Source organism: Streptomyces fuscichromogenes (genome assembly GCF_014645815.1).
GTDB lineage: Bacteria > Actinomycetota > Actinomycetes > Streptomycetales > Streptomycetaceae > Streptomyces > Streptomyces fuscichromogenes.
This window is the reverse complement of sequence record NZ_BMML01000001.1, coordinates 784,337-810,021: the sequence shown is the minus strand read 5'-3', so window position 1 is coordinate 810,021 and position 25,685 is coordinate 784,337. Positions and strand designations below refer to the sequence as shown.

The following is a 25,685-nucleotide window of genomic DNA, read 5'->3' as shown; positions in this document are numbered from 1 at the left end:
TTCAACTCTTTCCGTTGACGGGGTTGAAACCGGGCCGGAGAGTGGTAATCCACGCGAGGGGGACAAGCGCGACGGAGTGGTCCGGGACGGCTGCGGATCGGGGGGCCTGTCATGAGTGCTGGTGCGTATGACACGGGAGTCGAACACGCGAGGCACGGCGCGCGGTTGCCGTGGGCCGACATCCTGCTGTCCGCGATCGCCGCCGTGAGCTGGGCGTTGATCGGCATGGCGGGTACGGCGGCGCTGGGTCTGCATCTACTGCGGGCCGACGCGGCGGGCTCGCTGGGCCCGATGACCGCGGCCGTTGTGGCACTCGGGGCGGGTGGTTCGGTCACCCCGGACGGAGATCTGTCCGCTTTCGGTCTGAAGGGAGCGGAGGCCACCACGGCCATCCAGATCACGCCATTGGGGGTGAGCCTGGTCGGTGCGCTCCTTTTGTCATGGTTCTTCTTACGGTCCCTGCGCACGGCCGGAGTTGTGATCAGCAGGGCCGAACTGCTGACCCGCGCGGGCTCGGTGGTGGCGCTGTTCGTGGCGACGCTGGGCGGACTGGCCTGGGCGGGGCACTCCGTCGTGACGATCGACGGCGGTGCGCTCGGCCTGGACCGGCTCGCGGGGGGCGGGAGCGGTGGCGGTGGTGGCGGGCTGAAGATCCCCGGCATCGGTGACATCGGCGGGCTGCTGCCGGACCGCCTCGGCGACCTGGTGAACGCGAAGGCCGCGGTCGGCTTCAGCGTGGACACGGCGGCGACCCTGCTCGGCGGCCTCGGCTGGTCGGCGGGCATCCTGCTGATCGCGCTGCTGGCCTCGCGCCGGACTCCGCTGCCGCGCGACTGGGAGGCCGTGCACCGGGTGGTGCGGCCGGCGGCCTCGGCGCTGGTGACGGTGCTCCTGGTGGCCGTGGCGGCCGGGTGGGCGGCGGCGGCCTACGCGGCGATCGGCGACCCGCACCCGGCCCGGATCATGGGCGCGGCCCTGCTCGGCGCCCCGAACGGCGTCTGGCTGGGCATTCCGATCGGTCTCTTCGTCCCCTTCGACGGCCGGGCCACCGGTGTCCTGACCATGTTCCTGCCGCACCCCCTGGACGACCTCCTGAACTCGAAGTCCGACCAGTCGGTGACCCTGGGCCACCTGGTCGGCCTGGACGGGCGGGTGTGGCTGCTGGGGGTCGCGGCGTCGCTGCTGATGCTGCTGGCCGGCGTGTTCACGGCAGTCCGCACTCCCGTGGGACGGACCGCGGTGGGACGGACCGCCGTGAGGGGCCCGGACGGGCCGGGCCCGCGTTCCGGCGCGCTCGGTCTCGCCGGGCGGTGCGCCGTGCGGCTGGGGATCGCCACCGCGCTCACGCTGCCGTTGCTGGCCTGGCTGACGGACGTGTCGGTGGACGCCTCGCTCTCGGTGCTGGGCTTCGACGCGTTCGGCGCGGGGATCCGACTGCACGGACAACTGGGCATGGCGCTGCTGCTCGGCGCGGTCTGGGGTGCGGCGGCGGGGGCCGCGGGGGCGCTGCTGGCATGGGTGACCGGCGCGGCCGGGTCCCGCGCGGCTCCCCTGGCACTGGGTGACGCGGAGCACGGCGGAGCGGGCGGCTGGGCCGCCCCTCAGGAGGCCGGCGGCGTTCCGGGACGGGCCGGGCGCGAGGGGGCGGGGCCCTACGCGCCGGGGACCCCGTACCGTCCGCCGAATCCGAACACGAACCCCTATCTCCGGGTACCGGAGGGGCTGCGGGAGACGGGGGGCGGCCGGGACCGGGGGTCCTGGTCCGGCGGAGCGCAGGGGGCAGGGGCGGCACCCGCGGACCGCCCCGTCGCCCCGGGCCGTCGTCCGCCGGGCGCATCGCCCCCGGCGGACGACGGCCGGCGGGCACCGCAGGAGAGCCGCCCGGATGGCGGGTCCCGCTCCGACGAACCGCCGCCCGGCTCGGGCGATGTGTACGGCGCTCCCACCATGGCCCGCCCGTTCGACCCACCGCCCCGCTCCCCACGCCCCCGGCCGGGCGCACGGCGCCCCGACGGTTCCCAGGGCGACCCGAACGCCGGGCCACCTCCGCCGCCACCGCCTCCTCCCCCACCGCCTCCGCCGCCCAGGCGGCCCCAGCGGTGAGACCGGACACCGCGCCGAGCACCGCCGGACACCACGCCGAGCTACGGCTACGGCTACGGCTACGGCTACGGCTACGGCTACGGCTACGGCTACGGCTACGGGATCGTGGCGTTCGCCGTGCGCGCGTCCCGGTGCCTGACCAGGGCCGGACCGCGCGTGGAGACACGGCCGGGTGCACCACCGTCCCGGCCGTCGACATCGCACGCACGTTCGCCCGTAGTCCGGAATCAAAGCGTCCGACACCGGCCCGACACCTATTGTTCCGTGTCCGTCAGGCGGACCACCTGCGCCGCAGGCACTGGGTGCCGGTTACGGTGGTCACACCATGAGCGATGCGCAGACCTCCGAGCTCCCCACTCTCCTCGTCAAGATTTTCGGCAAGGACAGGCCGGGCATCACGGCCGGCCTCTTCGACACTCTTGCCGCCTACATGGTCGACGTGGTCGACATCGAGCAGGTCGTCACGCGAGGCCGCCTGGTGCTGTGCGCGCTCGTGACCCAGCCCCCGGCGGGGCTGGAGGGCGACCTCCGGGCGACCGTGCACAGCTGGGCCGAGTCGATGAAGATGCAGGCGGAGATCATCTCCGGCCGTGGCGACAACCGTCCGCGCGGTCTCGGCCGTTCCCTGGTCACCGTCCTCGGCCACCCCCTGACCGCCGAGTCGACGGCCGCCATCGCCGCCCGGATCGCCAAGACCGGCGGCAACATCGACCGTATCTTCCGGCTGGCCAAGTACCCGGTGACAGCGGTCGAGTTCGCGGTGTCCGGCGTGGAGACCGAGCCGCTGCGCACCGCCCTGGCCTCCGACGCGGCCGAGCTCGGCGTGGACATCGCGGTCGTGGCGGCGGGCCTGCACCGGCGGGCCCAGCGCCTCGTCGTCATGGACGTGGACTCGACCCTCATCCAGGACGAGGTGATCGAGCTCTTCGCCGCGCACGCCGGCTGCGAGGACCAGGTCGCCGCGGTGACGGCGGCCGCGATGCGCGGCGAGCTGGACTTCGAGCAGTCGCTGCACGCGCGCGTGGCGCTGCTGAAGGGGCTGGACGAGTCGGTCGTGCAGAAGGTGCGCACGGAGGTGCGGCTGACGCCGGGCGCGCGGACCCTGATCCGTACGCTGAAGCGGCTCGGCTACCAAGTCGGCGTCGTCTCGGGCGGTTTCACCCAGGTCACCGACGATCTGAAGGAGCGGCTGGGGCTGGACTTCGCCCAGGCCAACACCCTGGAGATCGTCGACGGGAAGCTGACCGGCCGGGTGACCGGCGAGATCGTGGACCGGGCGGGGAAGGCGCGGCTGCTGCGCCGGTTCGCCGCCGAGGCGGGTGTGCCGCTGGTGCAGACGGTGGCCATCGGCGACGGCGCCAATGATCTGGACATGCTGAACGCGGCCGGTCTCGGTGTCGCCTTCAACGCCAAGCCGGTGGTCCGCGAGGCCGCGCACACCGCGGTGAACTTCCCGTTCCTCGACACGGTGCTCTATCTGCTGGGCGTCACCCGCGAAGAGGTCGAGGCGGCCGACACCCACGACGAGAGCTGACCCGTCCGGCCGATCCGGCACGCAAGTCCGGACACGAGGGGGCCCGGCACCGTCTCCATGGTGCCGGGCCCCCTCGGCGTCCCAGGTCAGTGATGGTGCGGTGGTCTCATTCGGAGGGCGCCCAGTAGTCCGCGAGGGTGGCCACGCCGGGCTCCAGGGTCTTCCAGGAGCCCTCGTGCGTCACGACCGCGAAGGCGGCGGCGGGAAAGCCCCGGCGGTTCATCCACTCGCGGGCGTCATCCTCGGCGGTGCCGGCGAGGATCTCGGTCACACCGTGCACGCCGGGGTTGTGACCGATGAGGATCACGTTCTGTACGTCGTCGGGCACCTCGTTGAGCACGGCGATCAGCTCGCCCGGCGAGGCCTCGTACACCCGCTCCTCATAGACGGTTTTCGGCCGGTGCGCGAGCTCGTGGACGGCGAGCTTCCAGGTCTCCCGGGTACGCACGGAGGTGGAGCACAGGGCCAGGTCGAAGGTGATGCCGCTGTCCGCCAGCTTGCGTCCGGCGACGGCGGCGTCCGTTCGGCCCCGGTCAGCGAGCGGCCGCTCGTGGTCGGTCACCTGTGGCCAGTCGGCTTTCGCATGGCGGAAGAGGACAATCCTGCGGGGTTCTGCGACGCTCATGGCACCCAGCTTCGCATGAAACAGGCCATCGGGCGCAGGGAGTTGACATGCGGATTCGCGCTGTCCGGAGGGGCGGTGGCTAGCGGGTGACGAGCTGCTGGACACGCTCGAAGAGATGGGTGACGGCGGGGTCGCCGGTGGCCGCGTGGGCGTCCGCCGGGTTCAGTATGAGAATCAGCAGCGCGACGAAGGCGAGCGCGGGAAGGGCGAGCGCCCACCAGGGGAGCCGGATGTCCACACTGCCCGGGGTCGCCGGGTGGGGCCGGGTGTGCGTTAGGGCCGGCATGATCGCCTCCGCTGGTCGCCGGGGTCCGTCGGCCGTCCTCGCGGCCACACCACGAAACTACGGAATCCGCGGTCGCCAACCCATCCGGTGATCCACCCACTTGACCCTGACCCTCACCCCCTAGGGGATGGTGGGGCTAGCCCCACCATCGGCCGCGGGGCTGCGGTCAGGGTGACGCGAGGGTCGCGATGACAGCGATGACGATGAAGATGGCGAAGAACGAGCCGAAGACGATCAGCATCTTCCTCTGGCCGTTCTGGGGGTTCGGGTCGAGCACTGGCATGGACCCAGTCTGACACCCCCGGAAGGCGAAGGGCCGCGCGGGGTGGCCGCGACACGTCACGCGGCCGCGGCCGCCTCGTCCTCCACCGTGCGGTCGCGGCCCGCCAGGACACCGACGGCCATCTGCGGGATCATCAGGCCGACCATGAGGGCGATCGGCAGGCCCCAGCCGCCGCTGTGCTGGTAGAGCACGCCCACCAGCAGCGGGCCGGGGATGGAGATCAGATATCCGGCGCTCTGGGCGAAGGCGGAGAGCTGGACGACACCCGCGCCGGTCCTGGCCCGCATCCCGACCATGGTGAGGGCCAGCGGGAAGGCACAGTTCGAGACGCCGAGCAGAACGGCCCAGGCCCAGGCACCACCGGCGGGCGCGAGGTACAGACCGGCGTACCCGGCGAGGCCGCAGACGCCGAGTGCGATCACGATCGGGCCCTGGTGCGGCAGCCGGGTGGCCACCCGCGGGATGACGAAGGCCAGCGGCACGCCCATCACCATGGTGAGGGCCAGCAGCAGCCCCGCCGTGCTCGCGGAGACGCCCGCGTCCCGGAAGATCTGCGCCATCCAGCCCATCGTGATGTAGGCGGCGGTGGCCTGGAGTCCGAAGAACACCGCGAGCGCCCAGGCGGTACGGCTGCGGGTGATCCGCAGCGCGGGCGGCCGCCGCTCCGCACGCGCGCGTGCCTCGGTCTCCGGGGCGGGGGCCGGGGCCGGGGCCGTTCCCCGGTCGCGCAGCAGCGGAACCCACGGCAGCACCGCGACCGCCGCGAGCCCGGCCCAGACGGCCAGCCCGGCCTGCCAGCCGCCGCCCAGCGCGTCGGTCGTGGGCACGGTCACCGCGGCGGCCACCGCGGTGCCGGCGGCGAGGGCCATCGAGTACACGCCGGTCATGGAGCCGACCCGGTCGGGGAACCAGCGCTTGACGATGACCGGCATCAGCACGTTGCTGAGCGCGATGCCCATGAGCGCGAGCGCGCTGGCCGCCAGGAAACCGGCCGTGCTCCCGGCGTAGGGCCGTATCAGCAGGCCCGCCGTGATGGCCACCATGCCGGCGCAGACCACGGCCACCGGGCCGAACCGGCGGGCGAGCCGCGGGGCCGTGAAGCCGAAGACCGCGAAGCAGAGCGGGGGCACGGAGGTGAGCAGCCCGGCCACGCTGCCGCTCATGCCGAGGCCGTCGCGGACCTCCTCCAGGAGTGCGCCGAGGCTGGTGATGGCGGGCCGGAGGTTGACCGCGGACAGCACGATGCCGAGGACGACCAGCCGTGTCGTCCACGCGCGTGTGCCGGTCACGGGGCTCCCGTCGGACGCCACCGCCCGGGCTGTCACCCCCGCCGTCGTCCCTGCCGTCGTAAGTGCCGTCGTCTGTGCCGTCGTCTGTGCCGTCGTGGAGATGGAGCTCGTGGTGTCGGTTTCCTTGCCTGCCATGAGACCTATCATAGAATCATGGGATGATTATTTGTCCATCCCCGGGCGGGCCCGGTCGCTCCCGCCGGGTCCTCGCGTGCGAAGGTGTGTCATGCCTCTGAGCCATCCGCGCCGCTCGGCGCTGTCCGAGCAGGTCATCGCCGAGCTGCGGAACCAGATCACCTCGGGCGAATGGCCGGTGGGCTCGCGCATCCCCACCGAGCCGGAGCTGGTCGAGCAGCTCGGGGTGGCCCGCAACACCGTCCGGGAGGCCGTCCGGGCGCTGGCGCACAACGGTCTGCTGGACATCCGCCAGGGCTCGGGCACGTACGTGGCGGCGACCAGTGAGCTGGCCGGTGTGATGCACCGCCGGTTCGCCGAGGCCGACCCCCGGCACATCGCCGAGCTGCGCTCCACCCTGGAGTCGTCGGCGGCCCGGCTGGCCGCGGTCCGGCGTACCGAGAAGGACCTCAGGCAGCTCGACGCCCTCCTGGCGCGCCGCGAGCAGGCCTGGCGGTCGGGGGACGCGGAGACCTTCGTGACGGCGGACGCGACCCTGCACCTGGCCGTGGTGGCCGCCTCGCACAACGACGTGCTGACGGCGATGTACGCCGACCTGGGCGAGGTACTGCGGGAGTGGCTGCGCGCGGACGTCGGCGCCGAGCTGACGCCGCAGTCGTACATGGACCACACGCGGCTGGTCGAGGCGATCCGCGCGGGCGACGCGGACGCGGCCGCGAAGGAGGCGGCGAGCTACCCGTTCCTGTGCCGTCCGGACCGGTTCAGCTCATCTTCTGGTGGCTGACCCACACCGCGCGGACGCCCTTCCAGCAGCGGCCGGAGAGCCGGACGGTGAGCGCCGGTCCGATGTCGGCCGGGGCGGTGTCGGTGTCGATGTCCCACCACTGGGCGCACTCGATGTGCAGCCGGACCCGGTCGGTGTCGACGTAGGGGTTGTGGCAGTAGGTCACCACATGGGAGCCGCGGACGGTGGTCCGGCAGGACGCGCCGAACAACTGCGGCGCGGGTTCGTGTCCGCTCGGCACGCGCGCGTGGCACTCCGCGTCGTACGGCAGCGACAGCACCAGGGCGAGCGCCAGAGTCACCGGGGCCAGGCTGCGGGACAGGCGCACAAGGGGACCTCCTCGGCCGGGCTCGGGAGGGACGTCGCGCGGTGAACGCTCGCTCCACGCGTGATCCAGCGTGCGCCGTCGCGGCGGCGACGGCCCGGCCGGTGGGCCGAACGGGTGAGGCCCGCACCCCTGCGGGATGCGGGCCTCGGGAGTCCGTGCGGAGTCCGTGCGAGTCCGTACGGGTCAGGCGCCGATGGCGTGCAGACCGCCGTCCACGTGGATGATCTCGCCGGTGGTCTTCGGGAACCAGTCGCTCAGCAGGGCCACGATGCCCTTGCCGGCCGGCTCGGGGTCCTTGAGGTCCCACTCCAGCGGGGAGCGGTGGTCCCAGACGGCGGCCAGGTCGCTGAAGCCCGGGATGGACTTGGCGGCCATGGAGCCGATCGGGCCGGCGGAGATGAGGTTGCAGCGGATGTTCTGCTTGCCCAGGTCGCGTGCGAGGTAGCGGCTGGTGGCCTCCAGGGCGGCCTTGGCCGGGCCCATCCAGTCGTACTGCGGCCAGGCGTACTGGGCGTCGAAGGTGAGGCCGACGACCGAGCCGCCGTTCTGCATCAGCGGCAGGCAGGCCATGGTCAGCGACTTCAGGGAGTACGCCGAGACGTGCATGGCGGTGGCGACGGACTCGAACGGCGTGTTGAGGAAGTTGCCGCCGAGCGCGTCCTGCGGGGCGAAGCCGATGGAGTGGACGACGCCGTCGAGGCTGCCGAGCTCCTCGCCGACGAGGTCGGCAAGGCGGCCGAGGTGCTCGTCGTTGGTGACGTCGAGTTCGATGACCTTGGTGGGCTTCGGCAGCTTCTTGGCGATGCGCTCGGTCAGCGTGGGCCGCGGGAACGCGGTGAGGATGATCTCTGCACCCTGCTCCTGGGCCAGCTTGGCCGCGTGGAAGGCGATGGAGGACTCCATCAGCACACCCGTGATCAGGATGCGCTTGCCCTCGAGGATTCCACTCATGGTGATCAGTGACCCATTCCCAGTCCGCCGTCAACGGGGATGACGGCTCCAGTGATGTACGAGGCGTCGTCCGAGGCGAGGAACCGCACCGTCGCGGCGACCTCCTCGGGCTGCGCGTACCGGCCGAGCGGCACCTGCGCCACGATGTTGGCGCGCTGCTCGTCGGTGAGCACCTTGGTCATGTCGGTGTCGACGAAGCCGGGCGCGACGACGTTGAAGGTGATGTTGCGCGAGCCCAGCTCACGGGCGAGGGAGCGCGCGAAGCCGACCAGGGCGGCCTTGGAGGCGGCGTAGTTGGCCTGGCCGGGGCCGCCGTAGAGGCCGACGACCGAGGAGATGAGGACGACGCGGCCCTTCTTGGCGCGCAGCATGCCGCGGTTGGCGCGCTTGACCACCCGGAAGGTGCCGGTGAGGTTGGTGTCGAGGACCGAGGTGAAGTCCTCCTCGGACATGCGCATCAGGAGCGTGTCCTTGGTGATGCCGGCGTTGGCGATCAGGACCTCGACCGGACCGTGCGCATCCTCGATCTCCTTGTAGGCCTGCTCCACCTGCTCGGAGTCGGTGATGTCGCACTTGACGGCCAGGACGCCCAGTTCCTTCAGGACGGCCGGCGGCTCGCCCGAGCGGTACGTGATGGCAACCTTGTCGCCGTTGTCGGCGAAAGCGCGGGCGATGGCGAGGCCGATGCCCCGGTTGCCTCCGGTGACGAGAACCGAGCGGCTCAACGGATCACCCTTTCGTTCGGTCTGACCTCCCGCCCGAACAGCTGACATGACAGGCGGCTTCATCAAAAACCTATCGGTCCCGCCATCGCCACGAGCAAGCGGGCACCGACAGTGGCTCGCGGGTGTCGCTGTCGGATCCCTACAGTTTCGCCCAGCGTCGATGCGCGAGCGCGAACTCCTCGCACAGCGTGTGGAGCGTGGCGTCACGGAGCGCGCCCCGGTGCGCGAGGATGTTCCTGGCCTTCACCAGCGTCTTGAGCAGCCGCAATTCCTCGCCCGGAAGGACCAGGCCGCCCTCATGGCAGGCGGAGAGCAGGGCACCGACCTCCAGTTGCGCGAAGGCTCTGTCGGGGTGCGAACGGAAGTCGGCGGGCGGCCGCTGGGCGTAGGTCTCGACCAGGACGGCCAGGGGTCGGGCCGCATGACGGGCGCCCAGGCGAGCCAGCCGGTCACGGGCCTCCTCGATCCACGGGAACACCGCACGTTGCTGCGCCTGCCCCACCAGGAGGTCGAGTTCGGGCGGCCCGTCCGCGCCGCCGTCGGCGTACCAGACGGCCGGATGACGACGCAGCATGCCCTCCCACGACTGCACCAGCCCTTCGGACCAGGCCGGTCGCAGCCGTGAGCCGGGGCGGCGCCGGGTGCCGGCCTCGAACGCCGTGTCGGGACAGGTGGCGGCCCGGCCGATCTGCTCGGCGTCGAGGCAGGACCGCAGGGCGGAGTCGAGTCCGCCGATCCGGCCGTCCCACGCCACGGCCAGTCGCCGGGCGAGCGCCAGGTCGAATCCGGCGATCTCGGCGACGACCTCGTCACGGACGACGGCCCGAATGCGCTGGGCGACATGGACCGCGGTGCCTCGCGTCCGGGTGGACGCCACGATCGTCGCCGTGTCCAGTCGCCCGATCGTGCCCCACCACCAGCGCACGGCCGTGGTCGCGATGTCCCGGTCCAGTTCTTCGACGAGCGATCCCGGAACGTCCCTCAGCCGAGCCACGACGAGCAGGCGTGGACGTACCTGGGGCGGCAGGCCCGCCTCTTTGGTCGCGGCGGACAGCGCATGGAAGAGCCGCTGGACGGCTCCGCCCCGGCTGCCGCCCCCGCCGGGCACGCCGGGCACGCCCGCGGAGGCCTGCCCGTGGTCGTCCGGTTCCGCCCAGGCCCGTAGGCCTATCACCGGTCGCCAGCGATGAGCCGGGTCCGTCAACCGTGCGACGACCTCGCCGGGGTCCACGGCGAGATCCTTGGCCAGTCGCTCCAGGAGTCCCGGTAGGGCCTCCTCGCGGAGCGCCGGGCGCACGCCGCGTACCGGGCGCTCGGCGGACCAGCCGATGTCGAACCCGTCGTCGAAGTCGATCTCGGGCAGATCGTCCCAGTCCGCTCCGTCCGCCTCCTCCCACTGCCCCGCGTCGTACGCGGTGGGCTCGTCGGCTTCGCCGGAGACGGGACGGCGCGGTGCGGGCACCGCCGGAACGGCAGGCGGTAGCAGGTCAAGGCGATCGGGCATGCTGTTGAGAGCGGCCCGGTACAGGTCCTCCGCCTGCCCCGAGTCGACCAGGTGGTCGGGCAGCAGCCAGAGGCAGTGCAGACCCGCCGCCAGCTGGTCGGCGATCTCGTCGAGCTGTGCCTTCACGCCGGGCAGGCCATTCAGCACCGGGCCGGGCCGGACCGCTGTCACGCGGTCTTCGCGGCTCGTGCGCGCACCGCCCGGAAGGTGACGGGATCCAGTGCCACTCCCCCGTCGGTCTCGTCGACGACGTTCAGGTCGTCGAGGTGAGCCAGCCAGTGCCTGGTCTCCTCAAGGCCGAGGCCGGTCGCGGCCTCGACGTCGTCGACGGGCACGCCCTGTCCCTCCTCGACGTACTCGGTCCACAGGGCGAGCAGGGAGAGGTCGCTGCCGCTCAGGCCGGACTTCCGGAGGTGACCATCCACGTTCGTCGGCTTGAGGGTCCCGGCGCGAATGTGGTCGAGGGCGTCGTCGAGCGTCGCCCCGTTGAGCGAGACGTCCGCGACGGCGACCTCCGTCAGGTGGGACCAGCCGGAGGTGGCGTCCGTGAGCCGGCGGCGTTCCTCGCGCGAGACGAAGGGGCACTCGGGCCAGGCCCGCAGGGAGTCGGCCGTCCAGCGCCGCGGTTGCAGGGTCCGCACGCGCAGCCGTCGGCCCGCGTCGGTGCCCCGCAACGAGCCGACGACCTCGGCGTCGGCCAGGACCAGTACCGACCGGTTCTGCTTGTTCTTGCGGCCCTCGTTCTGCGGCACGTGTTTGTCCGCCGCGGGTCCGACCTGCTCCACGCAGAGTCGCAGTGCCTCTCCCAGCGCGTCGGCGCCCGCACCCCTCAGGTCGGCCAGGACGACGAAGGCCGTACGCGGACGGGCCTCGGCCAGGACGGTGCCGAGGTCCTCACCGCGCTGTGCTCGCACGACCTTCACCCCGCGCCCCTCGGCGAACGCGGACACGGCCTGAAGTACCAGCTCGGGTCGGTGCAGGTCCGTGGTGGAGACCACGGAGACACCCGGCTGGGCGGTCTCGTGGAGTTGTCCTTCGGTCAGTGGGCTGTAGCGCTGGACGCCGCTGTTGCGGTCCCGGCCGAGGATGCGCCGTGCGGCACGTGGGTTGTAGTCGTAGGGGAGACCGAACTCCGTCTCGTGCAACTCGGTCTCCAGTTCCTCCTGGGTGCCGAGCATGTTGACGACGTTGGGACTTCTCACCGCGAACCGCGCCTGGTTCCCCAGACGGATCAGCAGCCCGAGTCCCGCCATCTCGTTGAGATAGATCTCGGCCTGTTGCACCCCGCACTCCTCGAACCCCTCCGGCCAGGCGTCCCGGGCGAGGTCGAGCAGTTCCTTGGCGCTGTAGTCGCCGCGGTAGCCGTCCTTCAGGCTCTCCAGCGCGACGAGGAGGGCCAGGACCCGGTAGCGGTCCTCCAGGTTGATCGTGAAACGCAGTCTTTCGGCGATCCTGCGCCGGAGCGTCTCCGACGCCGCGACCTCCTGGACGTCGGTCTCCGAAATGGCCGTGGCGCGGACCGTTGCCACATAGGGACGCGAATGCAGCGTGCGTACCAGTTCACTGCAGAAGATCTGCACCAGGTTGGCCTGGTAGTTGGTGATGGCGAGGATCCGCCAGACCAGCTCCGGCTGCTCGAACACATAGCCGAGGGCGGCCATCGGTTCGGTGACGAGCCGGAGGGCGGCCTGTGGCTTCAGCGGGCCGACGAGTACGTCGGGTCCTCCGTGCGCGGTCGAGACGTTGGACAGGGCACCGAAACGCTGAACCTGGTGAAGGCCGGCGAAGACAATCTTGAATCGGCGCTCCGAGTGCTCCATGAGCTGCTGGAACCGCTTCACGTTGGGGAACGTGGACTCGCCGCCCATACGGAACGTGCGTCGCGAGTCAGCGGTCAGGAAGGCGTCCGCCTCGTCCGCGAGCACGAGCAGTCGCCGTGACTCGTCCGCGTCCAGCCACTCCCCGAGGCGCCGCGCCACCACCTCCGCACCGGCCTGTTCGGGCACCTTGTTCCCGAACACGCCCCGGCGCTTGAGTTCGTCCGCGAGCAGGTTCCAGATCTTGTCGGGTGCCTCGGCCTGGCCGATCTCCGACTTCAGCAGGTCGAGATACACGGCCACGTAGTTGTCGGAGCCCCGCGGGAAGATCCGGGCCACCCGCCGGAGCAACGCGGACTTGCCCAACTGCCGTCCGCCGTAGAGGAAGAGGCCTCCGCGCGGGTCCATGACCTCGCGCATTTCCTCGTCCCGTCCGTAGAAGACCTCCGGTGGAACCAGTCCCGCGACAAAGGGGGTGTACGGGTTGTACGCCGCCCAGGGCAGCGTGACCCTTTGCAGCGCACGGAAGCTGCCCGGTGCGGCGGCGGCCATCCAGCCCATGACGGCGGGGTCCACGACCAGCGCCTGCTGCGCCCTGCCACGGGCCGAGTCCGCCAGCCGACGCCGTCCCTCGGCGCCCAGCGGATGCAGGTAGAGCACGATGTTGGCGTCGACATCGGCGTCCTCCAGGTGGGCGAGCGGGCCATTCGCCCGCTGTTCCTCCCAGATCAACTGGAGCGTGTACGAGGTCGCCTGGGAACCGAGCGCGGCGACGTATCCAGGGCGCTCGGCGACCCTCGCCCGGACCTCGAACCGGCGCACCCCTTGGGTGCGGGTCTCGAGGACGGGCTGGCCACTCGGCTCCAGGCCGAGCAGCCTCAGCACCCTCGGCAGGTGCTGTTGCCACTCGCTGTTGCGCCCGTGCCGGGTGCACAACGCCTTCCAGGACCGCAGTCCGAGATCGGCCGCCGCCGTGAGCTGGGCACCGGATCCGTAGTGGGCCGCCCACCAGTCGGCGTCGACCCCGTCACCGCCGGGCAGGGGCACCCCCGGGCCGGTCAGTCCGGCGAGAAACGTGCCGAGTTCCGCACCGTCGTCCTCGGGCCGCTCGGGCAGTTGCTTGCCGCCGCGCGCAAGAGCGAGGAACTCCTCCGCGGTCACCGTGTCGCCGTCGGTGATGAGCTGGGCGATCCGGTCGTAGTCGGAGGAGGTGAGCAGGGCACCCGACGCAAGGCGCAACTGCTCCAGTTCCTGGCGCTGACGGCGGGTGGACCTCTCCACCAGCTGCGACAGCTCCTGCTGCAGCGCTTCGAGGCGGCCCACCGCGTGACGGTAGCGGCCGGACGACTCGCCGTCCGCGAATTCCTGCAGCCGTCCGGTGAACTCGCGCTCCTGATCGGGCGCCAGCAGATTGAGCGTACGCATCTGGGCGAGCAGACCTGCCGCCTCCGCGTGGCGGCGGCGCACGCTCTCCCGCCAGTTCTCCTGTGCCTGCTGGACGCGCCGCTCCGCGCCCTCCGCCCATTCGGGGTCCGTCGCGCCGTGACCGATGGCGTCCTGTCGTACGGCGTCCACGAGTGCTCGCGCCAAGTGCAGGTCACCCCGGCTGAGGTAGCGCCGCAGCGCGTGTTCGGCGTCCGCGGGTGCCATGAGCGCCGCCATCCGGCGAGCGGTACGTGGATCATGCAGATCAGGCATGCCGACGCTGTCGCGTGGCAGGTCGGGCAAGGTGAGCAGGCAGTCGGTGGTGGGGCGGGGGCTTCCCTCCTCCCTGACCGGCCGGTTCTCGCCGCCCGGACGGCCCACCTCGCCGTCGAGCCAGCGGTGCAGCAGGTCCAGGGCCGCGCCGCCCACGCCGGGCGGCGGTGGCACGTCCCGAAGCCCGCGCCGTACGGCCGCCAGTTCGGGAATGCCCGACTGGGAGGGGCCGACCGGCCGCAGCAGATTGGCCGCCACCGCGTCCGCCTTGGTCAGGACGTCCGCGACCGATCGGCAGGCGGTGTGCAGCTGCCGCAGGGCGCCCGCGGTGATGGGCTCTTTCGCCTGCTTGGGAGTGCGGAACCGACTGTCCGTCTGCTCGATCAGCCGATCGACGTCATCGGCACTGCGCAGTTGCTCGGCCCGGTCCCGGAACGAGGTCGTGGGCAGCGGACCGCCCTCGACCCACCGGATGATGTCGCCCAACGCCAGGCCGAGTTCCCCGCTCGGTCCGACCAGATCCTGCAGTACCCGGGTGGCACGCTGGTACTTCGTCTTGCGCCGGGAGAGGCTCTCGAGCAGTTGCCGCGCCTGGGTGCCGAGCTCTTCCCGCAGGTCGTGACCCTGCGGGGTGTCGTCCGACTGCTGCGCGCCGGGGTCGAAGGAGCGGCCGTTGCGCACCGCGGCCACCAGGGCGGCGAGCAGCTCCTGCCAGGGCTCGGCCAGCCCGGCGGGCGGTGAGAAGTCGCTGACGAGCGCGTGCGGCCAGCAGGCGGTGAGGCCCGCGCGCAGGGCCGCGGTGAAGGCCACGAGGTATGCGTCCCGGTCCCGGGAGAGCGGTGCTTCGTCGATGTCGTGGGTGATCTGTACTGCCGTGGCCTCCGACTCGGTGACGCAGTCGAAGGCCGCCGCGGCGAACGCGAGTGCCCTGGCACGGATGTCGGGCTCGGCGGATGCCTCGGTCAGCCAGTAGGCCTCGGCCAGACGCCCCGACCTCACCAGGACGGTGACCGGCGGTTCCTTCCCGGTCTCCCACGGCGCACGCACGTCCCAGTCCGCGTCCGCGACCGACGGCGGCCATGGCTCCTGCTCCGCGATCGTCTCCGGCTGGGAGGCGTCGTCCGGGAGAGCCTCTGCCAGGGCGCCGGAGGCCGTGTCCTCGCGCCCGGCGGGGGCCTCGTACGCGGTGTCCACGACGACCGGCTCCGCGGAGAGGATCTCCACGGCCGGGGACGGGCCGCCGAGATCCTCGTACGGCTCCGGCACCTCCCCGTCGTGCACGGCAGGGTGCGGGGTGGCGGCCTCCGGTTCGTCCGCCTCCGCGGCGACGACGAGCGGTGATGCCGGTGGTGCCTGCTCGACCGGCCCGGCCCCGGGTTCGGCGGCGCCCCGGACGGTCTGCGCGACCGTCGTCCCGGTGCCGGAGGCGGGCTCCGGGGCACGGTCGCGGGCCGGGCTCCTGCCGCCGTCGGTGTGCGAGACCTCGGGCGGCGGGGTTGCCGACGGCTTGCTCATGTCGTCGACGGGGCCACTGCCGGAAGCGGTCGCACCCGGTGCCGTGCCGACTCCGAGCGTGCTCTCCAGTTCAGCGATCTGCGCCCGCAGGCGATCGCGCAACATGGTGAGGGTCGCCCCCTCGTCGGGGTCCATGGCAGCGTCGATCAAGGTGTTGTACGACTCGGCTCTCACCCGCAGGGCGGCGAGTTCGGCACGGGACTTCTCCAGCCGCGCGCGCTCGGCGGTCAGCCATGCGTGGTCCGACTCGTGCGACCAGTCGACGCCTGCGTCGGCGCACAGGTCGGCGGCACGGTCACGCAGACCGAGCCAGGCCGTCATCGCGTCCGCCAGCTCGCGCGTCGCCCCGGGGCGACGGCCCGACTCCACCGCGTCGGCGACGCTGCGCAGCGAGGCGGACAACTGCCCTCCGGAAGCCGCCAGTTCGGCCAGAACGCCGTCGAGCGTCAGGTCCCGGACCCCGCCCGGGACCGGAACCGGATTCTCGCCTCCGCCGGGCCGCTCGTCCTCGGAGTGCGACGACTCGCCGGCCGAAGCGTCCGGCACCGGCTGCCCTGTTGCTGGCACGACTCTCCCGAGAATCTCGGCGGGGTTGGACGGAGGCTGCTGGTCGGCTGCCTTGCGCAACCTGTCCGTATGGCCGACGACCAAGGGGGCGATCGGCGTCTTCCTCATGTCGGGGGACAGCATTCCGTACAGCGCGCAGCGTGCCAGCGGCGCTTCCAGGACCCGGAGCGCGGCCTCGACCTGCTCGAGGTCCGGTTCCTCGAGCACGTCCGCGGAGCAGCCGTGCTCTTCCACGAGCACACGGCGAGCCCAGGTCAACCCGCAAGCGGCCGCCGACTGGAGCTGCGGCTGTCTCACCCTGGCGACCCAGACCCGGAAGGCGTTCACATCGCGCCGCGTGACCGGTGCGCGGCCGCCGGCGTCATGGCGACGGCCACAGGACTGGTGACGTAGACAGTGATGTTGCGTCAACAGGCTTCGGATACCTGGTTCTTCAAGCGTCGCGAGCCACGTGCGAAAATCGGTCCCCCACCCCAACATGGCGTCATCATGCCACTCGGTGTTCACCTCGTGGCACGTGCCCGACGAACTTCCTGGCGCCGCGTTCACCGCCGGTTCGAGGCCTGTGGACACCGCACGATCCGCCGCGCACGTGCTTGACTGCGGCTTGTCCGGCCTCGCAACGAAAACGTCAATAGGGGAGAGCCTCCTGTGGCCCACGGAATCGATCCAACCTTTCTCGCGTTGCCCCTACGGGCTCTGGCCGACGCCGCGCTGGCACGTGCGCGTGCGCTGGGGGCCGAGCACGCGGACTTCCGGTTCGAGCGGGTGCGCAGCGCCTCCTGGCGGCTCCGGGACGCCAAGCCCGCCGGGTCCTCGGACACCACCGACCTCGGGTACGCGGTCCGGGTCGTGCACGGCGGCACCTGGGGCTTCGCGTCGGGGGTGGACCTGAGCCTCGACGCGGCCGCCAAGGTCGCCTCCCAGGCGGTGGCGATGGCGAAGCTCTCGGCGCAGGTCATCAAGGCCGCCGGGTCCGACGAGCGGGTCGAGCTGGCCGGCGAGCCGGTGCACGCGGACAAGACGTGGATCTCGTCGTACGAGATCGATCCGTTCGGCGTGCCGGACGAGGAGAAGGCGGCACTGCTCGCCGGGTGGAGCGCGCGGCTGCTGGCGGCGGACAACGTCAACCACGTCGACGCGTCGCTGCTCACCGTGCACGAGAACAAGTTCTACGCCGACACCGCAGGGACCGTGACGACCCAGCAGCGGGTGCGGCTGCATCCGCAGCTGACGGCCGTGTCGGTCGACGAGTCGAGCGGCGAGTTCGACTCGATGCGGACCATCGCGCCGCCGGCCGGCCGCGGCTGGGAGTACCTCACCGGCACCGGCTGGGACTGGGACGCGGAGCTGGAGCAGATCCCGGAGCTGCTGGCCGAGAAGATGCGGGCGCCGAGCGTCGAGGCGGGGCTGTACGACCTGGTGGTCGATCCCTCCAACCTGTGGCTGACCATCCACGAGTCCATCGGCCACGCCACCGAGCTGGACCGCGCACTCGGCTACGAGGCCGCCTACGCCGGTACCTCCTTCGCCACCTTCGACCAGCTCGGCAAGCTCAGGTACGGCTCCGACCTGATGAACGTCACCGGCGACCGCACCGCCGAGCACGGCCTGGCGACCATCGGGTACGACGACGAGGGCGTCGCGGCCCAGTCCTGGGACCTGGTCAGGGGCGGCACGCTCGTCGGGTACCAGCTGGACCGCAGGATCGCGCGGCTGACCGGCTTCGACCGCTCCAACGGGTGCGCGTACGCCGACTCCCCCGGGCACGTCCCGGTGCAGCGGATGGCCAACGTGTCCCTGCAACCGGATCCGGGCGGGCTGTCGACGGAGGATCTGATCGGCGGGGTCGACCGCGGGATCTATGTGGTCGGCGACCGCTCCTGGTCGATCGACATGCAGAGGTACAACTTTCAATTCACCGGTCAGCGGTTCTTCCGGATCGAGAACGGCCGGATCACCGGACAGCTGCGCGATGTCGCCTACCAGGCGACGACCACCGACTTCTGGGGCTCCATGGCGGCCGTCGGCGGCCCCCGGACGTACGTCCTCGGCGGCGCCTTCAACTGCGGCAAGGCCCAGCCGGGACAGGTCGCCGCGGTGTCCCACGGCTGCCCCTCGGCCCTCTTCAAGGGCGTCAACATCCTCAACACCACGCAGGAGGCCGGTCGATGAGCGCCCGTAGCAGCAAGCCGCACGAGATCGTCGAGCGCGCTCTGGAACTGTCCCGGGCCGACGGCTGCGTGGTCATCGCCGACGAGCACTCCACCGCCAACCTGCGCTGGGCCGGCAACACGCTCACCACCAACGGCGTCACGCGCGGCCGTTCGCTCACCGTCGTCGCGACCGTGGACGGCAAGGAGGGCACGGCCTCGGGAGTCGTGTCCCGGTCGGCCGTGACCGCCGACGACCTGGAGCCGCTGGTGCGGGCCGCCGAGGCCGCCGCGCGCGGTGCCGGACCCGCCGAGGACGCCCAGCCGCTGGTCACCGGCGTAGCGCAGGCGCCGGACTTCACCGACGCGCCGGCCGAGACCTCCTCCGCCGTGTTCGCCGACTTCGCCCCGGCGCTCGGCGAGGCCTTCGCACGCGCGCGTGCCGGTGGCCGTGAGCTGTACGGCTTCGCCAACCACGAGCTCGTGTCGACGTACCTGGGCACCTCGACCGGGCTGCGCCTGCGGCACGACCAGCCCACCGGCACGCTGGAGCTGAACGCCAAGTCGCCGGACCGTACCCGCTCCGCCTGGGCCGGGCGGTCCACGCGGGACTTCAAGGACGTCGACCCCGGCGCGCTCGACGCCGAGCTCGCCGTACGGCTCGGCTGGGCCGAGCGGCGGGTGGACCTCCCGGCCGGCCGGTACGAGACGCTGCTGCCGCCGACCGCCGTCGCCGACCTGCTGATCTACCAGCTGTGGTCGGCGTCCGGGCGGGACGCGGCCGAGGGCCGGACGGTGTTCTCCAAGCCGGGCGGCGGCACCCGCGTCGGCGAGAAGCTGACCGACCTGCCGCTGACCCTGCGCAGCGACCCGAACGAGCCGGGCCTGGAGTCGGCGCCGTTCGTCGTCGCGCACTCCTCCGGCGGGGACCAGTCGGTCTTCGACAACGGGCTGCCGGTCGCCCCCACCGAGTGGGTCGCGGGCGGCGCGCTGAAGCACCTGACCACCACCCGGCACACCGCGGGCCTCACCGGGCTGCCGGTCGCCCCGTCGGGCGGCAACCTGATCCTCGACGGCGGTCAGGACCGCTCCCTGGACGAGATGGTCGCCTCGACCGGGCGCGGGCTGCTGCTGACCTGCCTCTGGTACATCCGCGAGGTCGACCCGGCGACGCTGCTGCTCACGGGCCTGACCCGGGACGGCGTGTACCTGGTGGAGAACGGCCAGGTCACCGGGCAGGTGAACAACTTCCGGTTCAACGAGTCGCCGGTGGACCTGCTGGGGCGGGCGACCGAGGCCGGGCGCACGGAAAAGACCCTGCCGAGGGAGTGGAGCGACTGGTTCACTAGGGCTGCGATGCCCGCGCTGCGCGTGCCCGACTTCAATATGAGCTCTGTCAGTCAGGGCGTATAACCTCGTAGCCGGTGGTCGCACGACTGCCCGAAGATCATCCAGAGATCTGTCGAAGATCGCTCAAGGAGATACGAGAACCGTGACGGACATCGTCGACGAGCTGAAGTGGCGGGGGCTGTTCGCCCTGTCCACCGACGAGGACGCTTTGCGCAAGGCGCTCGCGGACGGTCCCGTCACGTTCTATTGCGGTTTCGACCCGACGGCGCCGTCCCTGCACGTCGGACACCTGGTGCAGGTGCTCACCGTGCGCCGGCTCCAGCAGGCCGGGCACCGGCCGCTGGCGCTGGTGGGCGGTGCGACGGGTCTGATCGGTGACCCGCGCCCGACGGCCGAGCGCACGCTCAACGACCCCGGGACGGTCGCCGGCTGGGTGGACAGGCTGCGCGCCCAGATCGAGCCGTTCCTGTCCTTCGAGGGCGAGAACGCAGCCGTCATGGTCAACAACCTCGACTGGACCGAGGGTCTGTCCGCGATCGAGTTCCTGCGGGACATCGGCAAGCACTTCCGCGTCAACAAGATGCTGACCAAGGACTCCGTGGCCCGCCGCCTGGAGTCCGACCAGGGCATCAGCTACACGGAGTTCAGCTACCAGATCCTCCAGGGCATGGACTTCCTCCAGCTCTTCCGGAGGTACGGCTGCACGCTCCAGCAGGGCGGCAGCGACCAGTGGGGCAACCTCACGGCGGGCCTGGACCTGATCCACCGCCTGGAGCCGCACGCCAGTGTGCACGCGCTGGCGACGCCGCTGATGACCAAGGCGGACGGCACGAAGTTCGGCAAGACCGAGGGCGGGGCCATCTGGCTCGACGCCGAGATGACGACGCCGTACGCGTTCTACCAGTTCTGGCTGAACGTGGACGACCGGGACATCTCGACCTACCTGCGGATCCTGTCCTTCAGGTCCCGTGCGGAGCTCGAGGAACTGGAGAAGCAGACCGAGGAGCGTCCCCAGGCGCGGGCCGCTCAGCGGGCGCTGGCCGAGGAGCTGACCACGCTCGTCCATGGGGCGGGCCAGACCGCCGCGGTGATCGCCGCGTCCAGGGCGCTGTTCGGGCAGGGCGAGCTGGCGGAGCTGGACGGTGGGACGCTGGCCGCCGCGCTGTCCGAGGTGCCGCACGTACAGGTCGCCGAGCTGGGTCCGGTGGTCGACCTGTTCGCCGAGGTCGGGCTGGTGGCCAGCAAGTCCGCCGCGCGGCGGACCGTGAAGGAGGGCGGGGCCTACGTGAACAACGTGAAGGTGACCGCCGAGGACGCGGTGCCGGATCCCGCGGAGCTGCTGCACGGGCGGTGGCTGGTGCTGCGGCGGGGGAAGAAGAACCTGGCGGCCGTGGAGGTCGTCGGTTCGTAGGCTCCTTGGGGGTGCGGGTGCGTTGCGGACTGCCGGTTCGTGGTGGCTGGTCGCGCAGTTCCCCGCGCCCCCTTCGGGGCGCTTGAGATCCGGGCGCTTCAGATGTGCTGCTTTCGCTTGCCGATGGTCGCCGTGTACGCCATGTCGCCCAGGAAGACGATGATGATCGCGGCCACCAGCTGGAACAGGTGACGGGTCCAGTCGATGCCTCTCGTCTCGGCCACGCCCACCGCGCGGGCGATCGCGTTGCCGGCGACGGCGCCCAGGATGCCGAAGATGGTCGTCAGCCAGAGCGGGCTGTGCTGCTTGCCCGGGATGATCGCCTTCGCGATCAGGCCCAGCACGAAACCCACGATGATCGCCCACAACCAGCCCATGACTGCCTCCTCGTACGGCTCGACGTGAGCATTACGCCAAGTCTCGGCCCGTACGCCGTACGGCGCATGTCGGTACCGCCGTACGCGCTACGGCGCAGGTCGTTCGCGCAGGCGGGAGGGCGACCCGGTCTCGAAGGCGGCGCAGGCGCGGCGTAACGTGGAGAGTGTCCTGGCCCGGTTCCCCGAGCGGGTGCGGACCGGGTAGGGGCCGGGGAGAGTCCGATGCGGGCGGATGGTGGAATGTGATGCGGAAGCAGCGCGGCGACGGAAACGTCCAGGTGTTCCGGATCACCGGAGCCCGCACCGGCCTGGCCGAGGACGTGCGCGGCCGGCAGCGGCGGTACGTCATCTCGATGGCCCTGCGGACCATGGCGGTGATCCTCGCGGTGACGTTGTGGAACGTCGAACGGTACGTCGCCGTCGTGGCTCTGGTGCTCGGGGCGCTGCTCCCCTATGTCGCCGTCGTCATCGCCAACGCCGGACGGGAACGGCCGCCCTCCCTTCCGTCGGCCTTCGGGGTCGCGCCGACCCGGCTGATGATCACGCCGCCGCGGGCGGGGACGACGCATGCGGAATCCGTCCCGGAGGACGTGGTGGCGGACCCGGCGGCGGGGGCGGTGCGGGGTGAGCGGCCGGAGTCGGCGTGAGTATCGGGACCCGTCGCGGACGGCCGGCGGCCCCGCGCGAAGCTCAAGAAATGCTCAGATCAATCGCGCTGTTCCAGTGCCGGGCCAAGGGTGACCCATGACATACTGCGTACGCGCTCCGCATCCCCCGTCGGAGCGACGGACCGACGCCGGGCAGCTCCCCCCGTGGCTGCTCGGCGTCGCCTTGTTTGCGGGGCCTTTTTGCGAGACGACGCGGTGCGAGACGAAGCGATGAGTGACGCTATCTGTTCGGCGAAGGGCTGTCGCGCCGACGCGGTGTGGGTGCTGGCGTGGAACAACCCGAAGATCCACACGCCGGAACGGCGCAAGACCTGGCTCGCCTGTGAGGAGCACCGGGAGCATCTCTCGCAGTTCCTGGGGGTGCGGGGGTTCCTGAAGGACGTCGTGCTGTTCCAGGAGTGGGAGCCTCCCGCCGAGTAGACGGGGCGGGCCGGGTCAGCCGCCGATCGCGGACATCGGGCGGTCCGGCTGCACGAACGCCGGGTCGTCCAGTCCCGCCCCCGCCTTCTTGCCCCACATCGCCAGCCGCCAGATGCGGGCGATCTCCTCGTCCGGTGCGCCCGAGCGGAGCGCGCCGCGCAGATCGGTCTCCTCACGGGCGAACAGGCAGGTCCGTATCTGGCCGTCGGCCGTGAGGCGGGTGCGGTCGCAGGCGGCGCAGAACGGACGGGTGACCGAGGCGATGACGCCGACGCGGTGCGGGCCGCCGTCGACCAGCCAGCGCTCCGCCGGGGCCGAGCCGCGGTCGTCGGTGCCCTCGGGGGTGAGGTCGAAGCGGGTGCTCAGCGAGGCGAGGATGTCCCCGGCCGTCACCATGCTGTCGCGCTTCCAGCCGTGCTGGGCGTCCAGGGGCATCTGTTCGATGAAGCGCAGTTCGTAGCCGTGGGCCAGCGCCCAGGCGAGGAGGTCGGGGGCCTCGTCCTCGTTCAGCCCGGGCATCAGGACCGTGTTGACCTTGACCGGGGTGAGGCCGGCGTCGTGGGCGGCGCGGAGGCCGTCCAGGACGTCCTGGTGCCGGTCGCGGCGGGTGAGGGTCCGGAAGACGGCCGGGCGGAGGGTGTCCAGGGAGACGTTGACCCGGTCCAGGCCGGCCGCCTTCAGGGCCGTCGCGGTGCGGCGCAGGCCGATGCCGTTGGTCGTCAGGGACATCCGGGGGCGGGCGGCCAGGGCCGCCACCCGCTGCACGATCCCGACCAGGCCGGGTCTCAGCAGCGGCTCACCGCCGGTGAAGCGGACCTCCTCGACGCCCAGCAGGCGGACGGCGATGTCGATCAGCCGGACGATCTCGTCGTCCGTGAGCAGGTCGGGCTTGGCCAGCCACTGCAGTCCCTCCTCGGGCATGCAGTACGTGCAGCGCAGATTGCACCGGTCGGTCAGCGAGACCCTCAGGTCAGTGGCCACCCGGCCATAGGTGTCGATGAGCACGTGGGCCCCCTCCCGCGTCCGAACCGGTTCTTCTCCGTCACCTGCGAGCCTACGTGACACCACTGACATCGCGAGGGGCCCGATGCCACGAGGTACGACGCGGCCGCGTCGTGGGATCCTATGATCCCGTCGACGCGGCCAGTCGTACGAAGCTCAGTGCGCTCCGGTGCCGGTCAGGGACCGCACCTCCAGTTCCGCGTACTTCGCGGCGTCCGGGGCCTCCTTGGACAGCAGGGTGCCCACCACGCCGAGGAGGAAACCGACCGGGATCGAGATGATGCCCGGATTCTCCAGCGGGAACCAGTGGAAGTCGACGCCCGGGAACATCGACGTCTCCTTGCCGGACACCACCGGTGAGAACAGCACCAGGCCGACCGCGGTGACCAGGCCGCCGTAGATCGACCAGAGGGCTCCGGCGGTGGTGAACCGCTTCCAGAAGAGGCTGTAGAGGATGGTCGGCAGGTTGGCGGAGGCGGCGACCGCGAAGGCGAGGGCGACCAGTCCGGCGACGTTCAGGTCGCGGGCGAGGGCGCCGAGGAGGATGGAGACGGCGCCGATGCCGACCGTGGCGTACCGGGCCGCGTTGATCTCCTGCTTCTCGGTGGCCTGGCCCTTCTTGATGACGTTGGCATAGATGTCGTGCGCGAAGGACGACGAGGACGCCAGGGTGAGGCCGGCGACCACCGCGAGGATCGTCGCGAAGGCGACCGCCGAGATCGTGGCCAGCAGGATCGCGCCCCAGTTGGAGTCGACGCCGCCCAGGTGGAGGGCGAGGAGGGGGGCCGCGGTGTTGCCGGACTTGTTGGACGCGATGATCTCGTCCGGTTTGATCAGCGCGGCCGCGCCGAAGCCGAGGGCGAGGGTCATCAGGTAGAAGGTGCCGATCAGGCCGATCGCCCAGAGGACGGACTTCCTGGCCGCCTTGGCGCTGGGCACGGTGTAGAAGCGGATCAGGATGTGCGGCAGGCCGGCGGTGCCGAGGACCAGGGCGATGCCGAGGGAGATGAAGTCCAGCTTGCTGGTGCCGGTGGCGCCGTACTTGAGGCCGGGCTCCAGGAAGGCGGAGCCCTTGCCGCTGTTGTCGGCGGCCTTGCCGAGCAGGTCGGAGACGTTGAAGTGGAACTTGGCCAGCACCATGAGGGTCAGCAGCAGGGCACCCGCGATGAGCAGCACGGCCTTGACCATCTGGACCCAGGTGGTGCCCTTCATGCCGCCGATGGTGACGTAGACGATCATCAGGACGCCGACCAGGGCGACGATGCCGATCTTGCCGCCGTCGCTGGTGATGCCGAGGAGGAGGGAGACGAGGACGCCCGCTCCGGCCATCTGGGCGAGCAGGTAGAAGATCGAGACGACGATGGTGGAGGCGCCGGCGGCGGTCCGGACGGGGCGCTGGCGCATGCGGTAGGCCAGCACGTCGCCCATGGTGTAGCGGCCGGAGTTGCGCAGCGGTTCGGCGACCAGGAGCAGGGCGACGAGCCAGGCGACGAGGAAGCCGATGGAGTACAGGAAGCCGTCGTAGCCGAAGAGGGCGATGGCGCCGGCGATACCGAGGAAGGACGCGGCGGACATGTAGTCGCCGGAGACGGCCAGGCCGTTCTGGAAGCCGGTGAACTGGCGGCCGCCCGCGTAGAAGTCGGCGGCGTCCTTGGTCTGGCGGCCCGCCCACACGGTGATGACGAGGGTCGCGGCGACGAACACCGCGAACAGGGTGATGATCAGGGTCCGGTGCTCGCCGGCCTCGCCGGCCGCCAGCGTGATCGCGGGGCTCATGCGTCGCCCTCCATCCGGGACTTGATGGCGTCGGCCTTGGGGTCGAGCTGGGCGGCGGCGTGCCGGGCGTACCACCAGGCGATGAGGAACGTGGTGAGGAACTGGGCGAGGCCGAGGACCAGGGCCACGTTGATGTTGCCGACGACCTTGGTGCCCATGAAGCCGTCCGCGTAGCTGGAGAGCAGGACGTACAGCAGGTACCAGGCGATGAAGCCGACCGTCAGCGGAAAGGCGAAGGAGCGGTAGGAGTGCCGCAGTTCGGCGAACTCCGGACTCTGCTGCACCTCGGCGAACTCCTCGCCGGAGGGGAACCGGGTCTGCGTGTTCGAGGGCGGTGGTGTCTCGGTAGCCACGGAGTCTCCTCGCGATACGGACATACGGATT

The 25,685-nt window shown here is 71.4% G+C and carries 21 protein-coding genes; 8 read left to right on the top strand and 13 right to left on the bottom strand.

Annotation, left to right across the window (positions count from 1 at the left end; translation table 11 throughout):
• The first annotated feature begins 111 nt into the window (after nt 1-111).
• A complete protein-coding gene (locus IEZ11_RS03650) occupies nt 112-2,103 on the top strand; it encodes a streptophobe family protein (RefSeq protein WP_189261055.1) in 1,992 nt (663 codons plus the stop codon).
• A gap of 325 nt (nt 2,104-2,428) precedes the next feature.
• Nucleotides 2,429-3,637, top strand: coding sequence for a phosphoserine phosphatase SerB (serB, locus tag IEZ11_RS03645; protein WP_189261054.1), 1,209 nt, complete (start codon nt 2,429-2,431; stop codon nt 3,635-3,637).
• A gap of 106 nt (nt 3,638-3,743) precedes the next feature.
• Here the strand turns inward: serB and IEZ11_RS03640 are convergent, their stop codons facing one another.
• From IEZ11_RS03640 to IEZ11_RS03630, 4 genes are all read right to left on the bottom strand, one after another.
• Entirely contained in the window at nt 3,744-4,262 is a 519-nt protein-coding gene (locus tag IEZ11_RS03640) for a SixA phosphatase family protein (protein ID WP_189261053.1), read from the bottom strand.
• Nucleotides 4,263-4,341: 79 nt separating this feature from the next.
• Nucleotides 4,342-4,548: a hypothetical protein gene (locus IEZ11_RS03635; protein WP_189261052.1), complete on the bottom strand. Its 207-nt coding sequence runs from the start codon at nt 4,546-4,548 to the stop codon at nt 4,342-4,344.
• 166 nt (nt 4,549-4,714) lie between these two features.
• Complete coding sequence (locus IEZ11_RS51870; RefSeq protein WP_268239894.1) at nt 4,715-4,831, bottom strand: SGM_5486 family transporter-associated protein; 117 nt, start codon at nt 4,829-4,831, stop codon at nt 4,715-4,717.
• Nucleotides 4,832-4,887: 56 nt separating this feature from the next.
• Complete coding sequence (locus IEZ11_RS03630) at nt 4,888-6,255, bottom strand: CynX/NimT family MFS transporter (RefSeq protein WP_373294810.1); 1,368 nt, start codon at nt 6,253-6,255, stop codon at nt 4,888-4,890.
• Between the two features lie 91 nt (nt 6,256-6,346).
• Here IEZ11_RS03630 and IEZ11_RS03625 point away from each other — a divergent pair, with 91 nt between their 5' ends.
• Entirely contained in the window at nt 6,347-7,039 is a 693-nt protein-coding gene (locus tag IEZ11_RS03625) for a FadR/GntR family transcriptional regulator (RefSeq protein ID WP_189261050.1), read from the top strand.
• Here the strand turns inward: IEZ11_RS03625 and IEZ11_RS03620 are convergent.
• From IEZ11_RS03620 to IEZ11_RS03600, 5 genes are all read right to left on the bottom strand, one after another.
• Nucleotides 7,017-7,367, bottom strand: a complete 351-nt coding sequence (locus IEZ11_RS03620; RefSeq protein WP_189261049.1) for a hypothetical protein — start codon at nt 7,365-7,367, stop codon at nt 7,017-7,019. The genes IEZ11_RS03625 and IEZ11_RS03620 overlap by 23 nt on opposite strands.
• 183 nt (nt 7,368-7,550) lie before the next feature.
• Nucleotides 7,551-8,318: an enoyl-ACP reductase FabI gene (gene fabI / locus IEZ11_RS03615; protein WP_189261048.1), complete on the bottom strand. Its 768-nt coding sequence runs from the start codon at nt 8,316-8,318 to the stop codon at nt 7,551-7,553.
• 5 nt (nt 8,319-8,323) lie between these two features.
• Nucleotides 8,324-9,043: a 3-oxoacyl-[acyl-carrier-protein] reductase gene (fabG, locus tag IEZ11_RS03610; RefSeq protein ID WP_189261047.1), complete on the bottom strand. Its 720-nt coding sequence runs from the start codon at nt 9,041-9,043 to the stop codon at nt 8,324-8,326.
• Between the two features lie 139 nt (nt 9,044-9,182).
• Complete coding sequence (locus IEZ11_RS03605) at nt 9,183-10,673, bottom strand: hypothetical protein (protein ID WP_189261046.1); 1,491 nt, start codon at nt 10,671-10,673, stop codon at nt 9,183-9,185.
• 41 nt (nt 10,674-10,714) lie between these two features.
• Nucleotides 10,715-16,384: a hypothetical protein gene (locus IEZ11_RS03600; protein ID WP_189261045.1), complete on the bottom strand. Its 5,670-nt coding sequence runs from the start codon at nt 16,382-16,384 to the stop codon at nt 10,715-10,717.
• 411 nt (nt 16,385-16,795) lie between these two features.
• Here IEZ11_RS03600 and IEZ11_RS03595 point away from each other — a divergent pair, with 411 nt between their 5' ends.
• The 3 genes from IEZ11_RS03595 to tyrS all read left to right on the top strand — a co-directional run bounded on the left by IEZ11_RS03595 (nt 16,796) and on the right by tyrS (nt 21,058).
• On the top strand, nt 16,796-18,319 hold the full coding sequence (locus tag IEZ11_RS03595) for a TldD/PmbA family protein (RefSeq protein WP_189261044.1): 1,524 nt from the start codon (nt 16,796-16,798) through the stop codon (nt 18,317-18,319).
• The gene (locus tag IEZ11_RS03590; protein ID WP_189261043.1) at nt 18,316-19,710 is read left to right on the top strand and encodes a metallopeptidase TldD-related protein; all 1,395 of its coding nucleotides are present in this window, start codon (nt 18,316-18,318) and stop codon (nt 19,708-19,710) included. Before IEZ11_RS03595 ends, IEZ11_RS03590 begins: the two co-directional genes overlap by 4 nt.
• 79 nt (nt 19,711-19,789) lie before the next feature.
• Complete coding sequence (gene tyrS / locus IEZ11_RS03585; protein WP_189261042.1) at nt 19,790-21,058, top strand: tyrosine--tRNA ligase; 1,269 nt, start codon at nt 19,790-19,792, stop codon at nt 21,056-21,058.
• 98 nt (nt 21,059-21,156) lie between these two features.
• On the opposite strand, the gene IEZ11_RS03580 is transcribed toward tyrS, so the two are convergent.
• Nucleotides 21,157-21,435, bottom strand: a complete 279-nt coding sequence (locus IEZ11_RS03580) for a GlsB/YeaQ/YmgE family stress response membrane protein (RefSeq protein WP_189261041.1) — start codon at nt 21,433-21,435, stop codon at nt 21,157-21,159.
• Between the two features lie 245 nt (nt 21,436-21,680).
• Between IEZ11_RS03580 and IEZ11_RS03575 the strand changes: the two genes are divergently transcribed.
• On the top strand, nt 21,681-22,082 hold the full coding sequence (locus tag IEZ11_RS03575; RefSeq protein ID WP_189261040.1) for a DUF3099 domain-containing protein: 402 nt from the start codon (nt 21,681-21,683) through the stop codon (nt 22,080-22,082).
• Nucleotides 22,083-22,313: 231 nt separating this feature from the next.
• Nucleotides 22,314-22,523 (top strand): hypothetical protein, encoded by a 210-nt coding sequence (locus tag IEZ11_RS03570; protein ID WP_189261039.1) that lies wholly within the window; start codon nt 22,314-22,316, stop codon nt 22,521-22,523.
• Between the two features lie 15 nt (nt 22,524-22,538).
• Here IEZ11_RS03570 and moaA read toward each other — a convergent pair whose 3' ends face one another.
• From moaA to IEZ11_RS03555, 3 genes are all read right to left on the bottom strand, one after another.
• On the bottom strand, nt 22,539-23,528 hold the full coding sequence (gene moaA, locus IEZ11_RS03565) for a GTP 3',8-cyclase MoaA (protein WP_229712782.1): 990 nt from the start codon (nt 23,526-23,528) through the stop codon (nt 22,539-22,541).
• Between the two features lie 153 nt (nt 23,529-23,681).
• The gene (locus IEZ11_RS03560) at nt 23,682-25,301 is read right to left on the bottom strand and encodes a monocarboxylic acid transporter (RefSeq protein WP_189261037.1); all 1,620 of its coding nucleotides are present in this window, start codon (nt 25,299-25,301) and stop codon (nt 23,682-23,684) included.
• Nucleotides 25,298-25,654, bottom strand: coding sequence for a DUF485 domain-containing protein (locus IEZ11_RS03555; RefSeq protein ID WP_189261036.1), 357 nt, complete (start codon nt 25,652-25,654; stop codon nt 25,298-25,300). The genes IEZ11_RS03560 and IEZ11_RS03555 overlap by 4 nt, the downstream gene beginning before the upstream one ends.
• Nucleotides 25,655-25,685 lie beyond the last annotated feature (31 nt).

Bases quoted from the DNA above. Each gene is read 5' to 3' on its own strand.
- IEZ11_RS03650 (WP_189261055.1), top strand. From the start codon at position 112: ATGAGTGCTGGTGCGTATGACACGGGAGTCGAACACGCGAGGCACGGC.
- serB (WP_189261054.1), top strand. From the start codon at position 2,429: ATGAGCGATGCGCAGACCTCCGAGCTCCCCACTCTCCTCGTCAAGATT.
- IEZ11_RS03640 (WP_189261053.1), bottom strand. From the start codon at position 4,262: ATGAGCGTCGCAGAACCCCGCAGGATTGTCCTCTTCCGCCATGCGAAA.
- IEZ11_RS03635 (WP_189261052.1), bottom strand. From the start codon at position 4,548: ATGCCGGCCCTAACGCACACCCGGCCCCACCCGGCGACCCCGGGCAGT.
- IEZ11_RS51870 (WP_268239894.1), bottom strand. From the start codon at position 4,831: ATGCCAGTGCTCGACCCGAACCCCCAGAACGGCCAGAGGAAGATGCTG.
- IEZ11_RS03630 (WP_373294810.1), bottom strand. From the start codon at position 6,255: ATGGCAGGCAAGGAAACCGACACCACGAGCTCCATCTCCACGACGGCA.
- IEZ11_RS03625 (WP_189261050.1), top strand. From the start codon at position 6,347: ATGCCTCTGAGCCATCCGCGCCGCTCGGCGCTGTCCGAGCAGGTCATC.
- fabI (WP_189261048.1), bottom strand. From the start codon at position 8,318: ATGAGTGGAATCCTCGAGGGCAAGCGCATCCTGATCACGGGTGTGCTG.
- IEZ11_RS03590 (WP_189261043.1), top strand. From the start codon at position 18,316: ATGAGCGCCCGTAGCAGCAAGCCGCACGAGATCGTCGAGCGCGCTCTG.
- IEZ11_RS03580 (WP_189261041.1), bottom strand. From the start codon at position 21,435: ATGGGCTGGTTGTGGGCGATCATCGTGGGTTTCGTGCTGGGCCTGATC.
- IEZ11_RS03575 (WP_189261040.1), top strand. From the start codon at position 21,681: ATGCGGAAGCAGCGCGGCGACGGAAACGTCCAGGTGTTCCGGATCACC.
- IEZ11_RS03570 (WP_189261039.1), top strand. From the start codon at position 22,314: ATGAGTGACGCTATCTGTTCGGCGAAGGGCTGTCGCGCCGACGCGGTG.
- IEZ11_RS03560 (WP_189261037.1), bottom strand. From the start codon at position 25,301: ATGAGCCCCGCGATCACGCTGGCGGCCGGCGAGGCCGGCGAGCACCGG.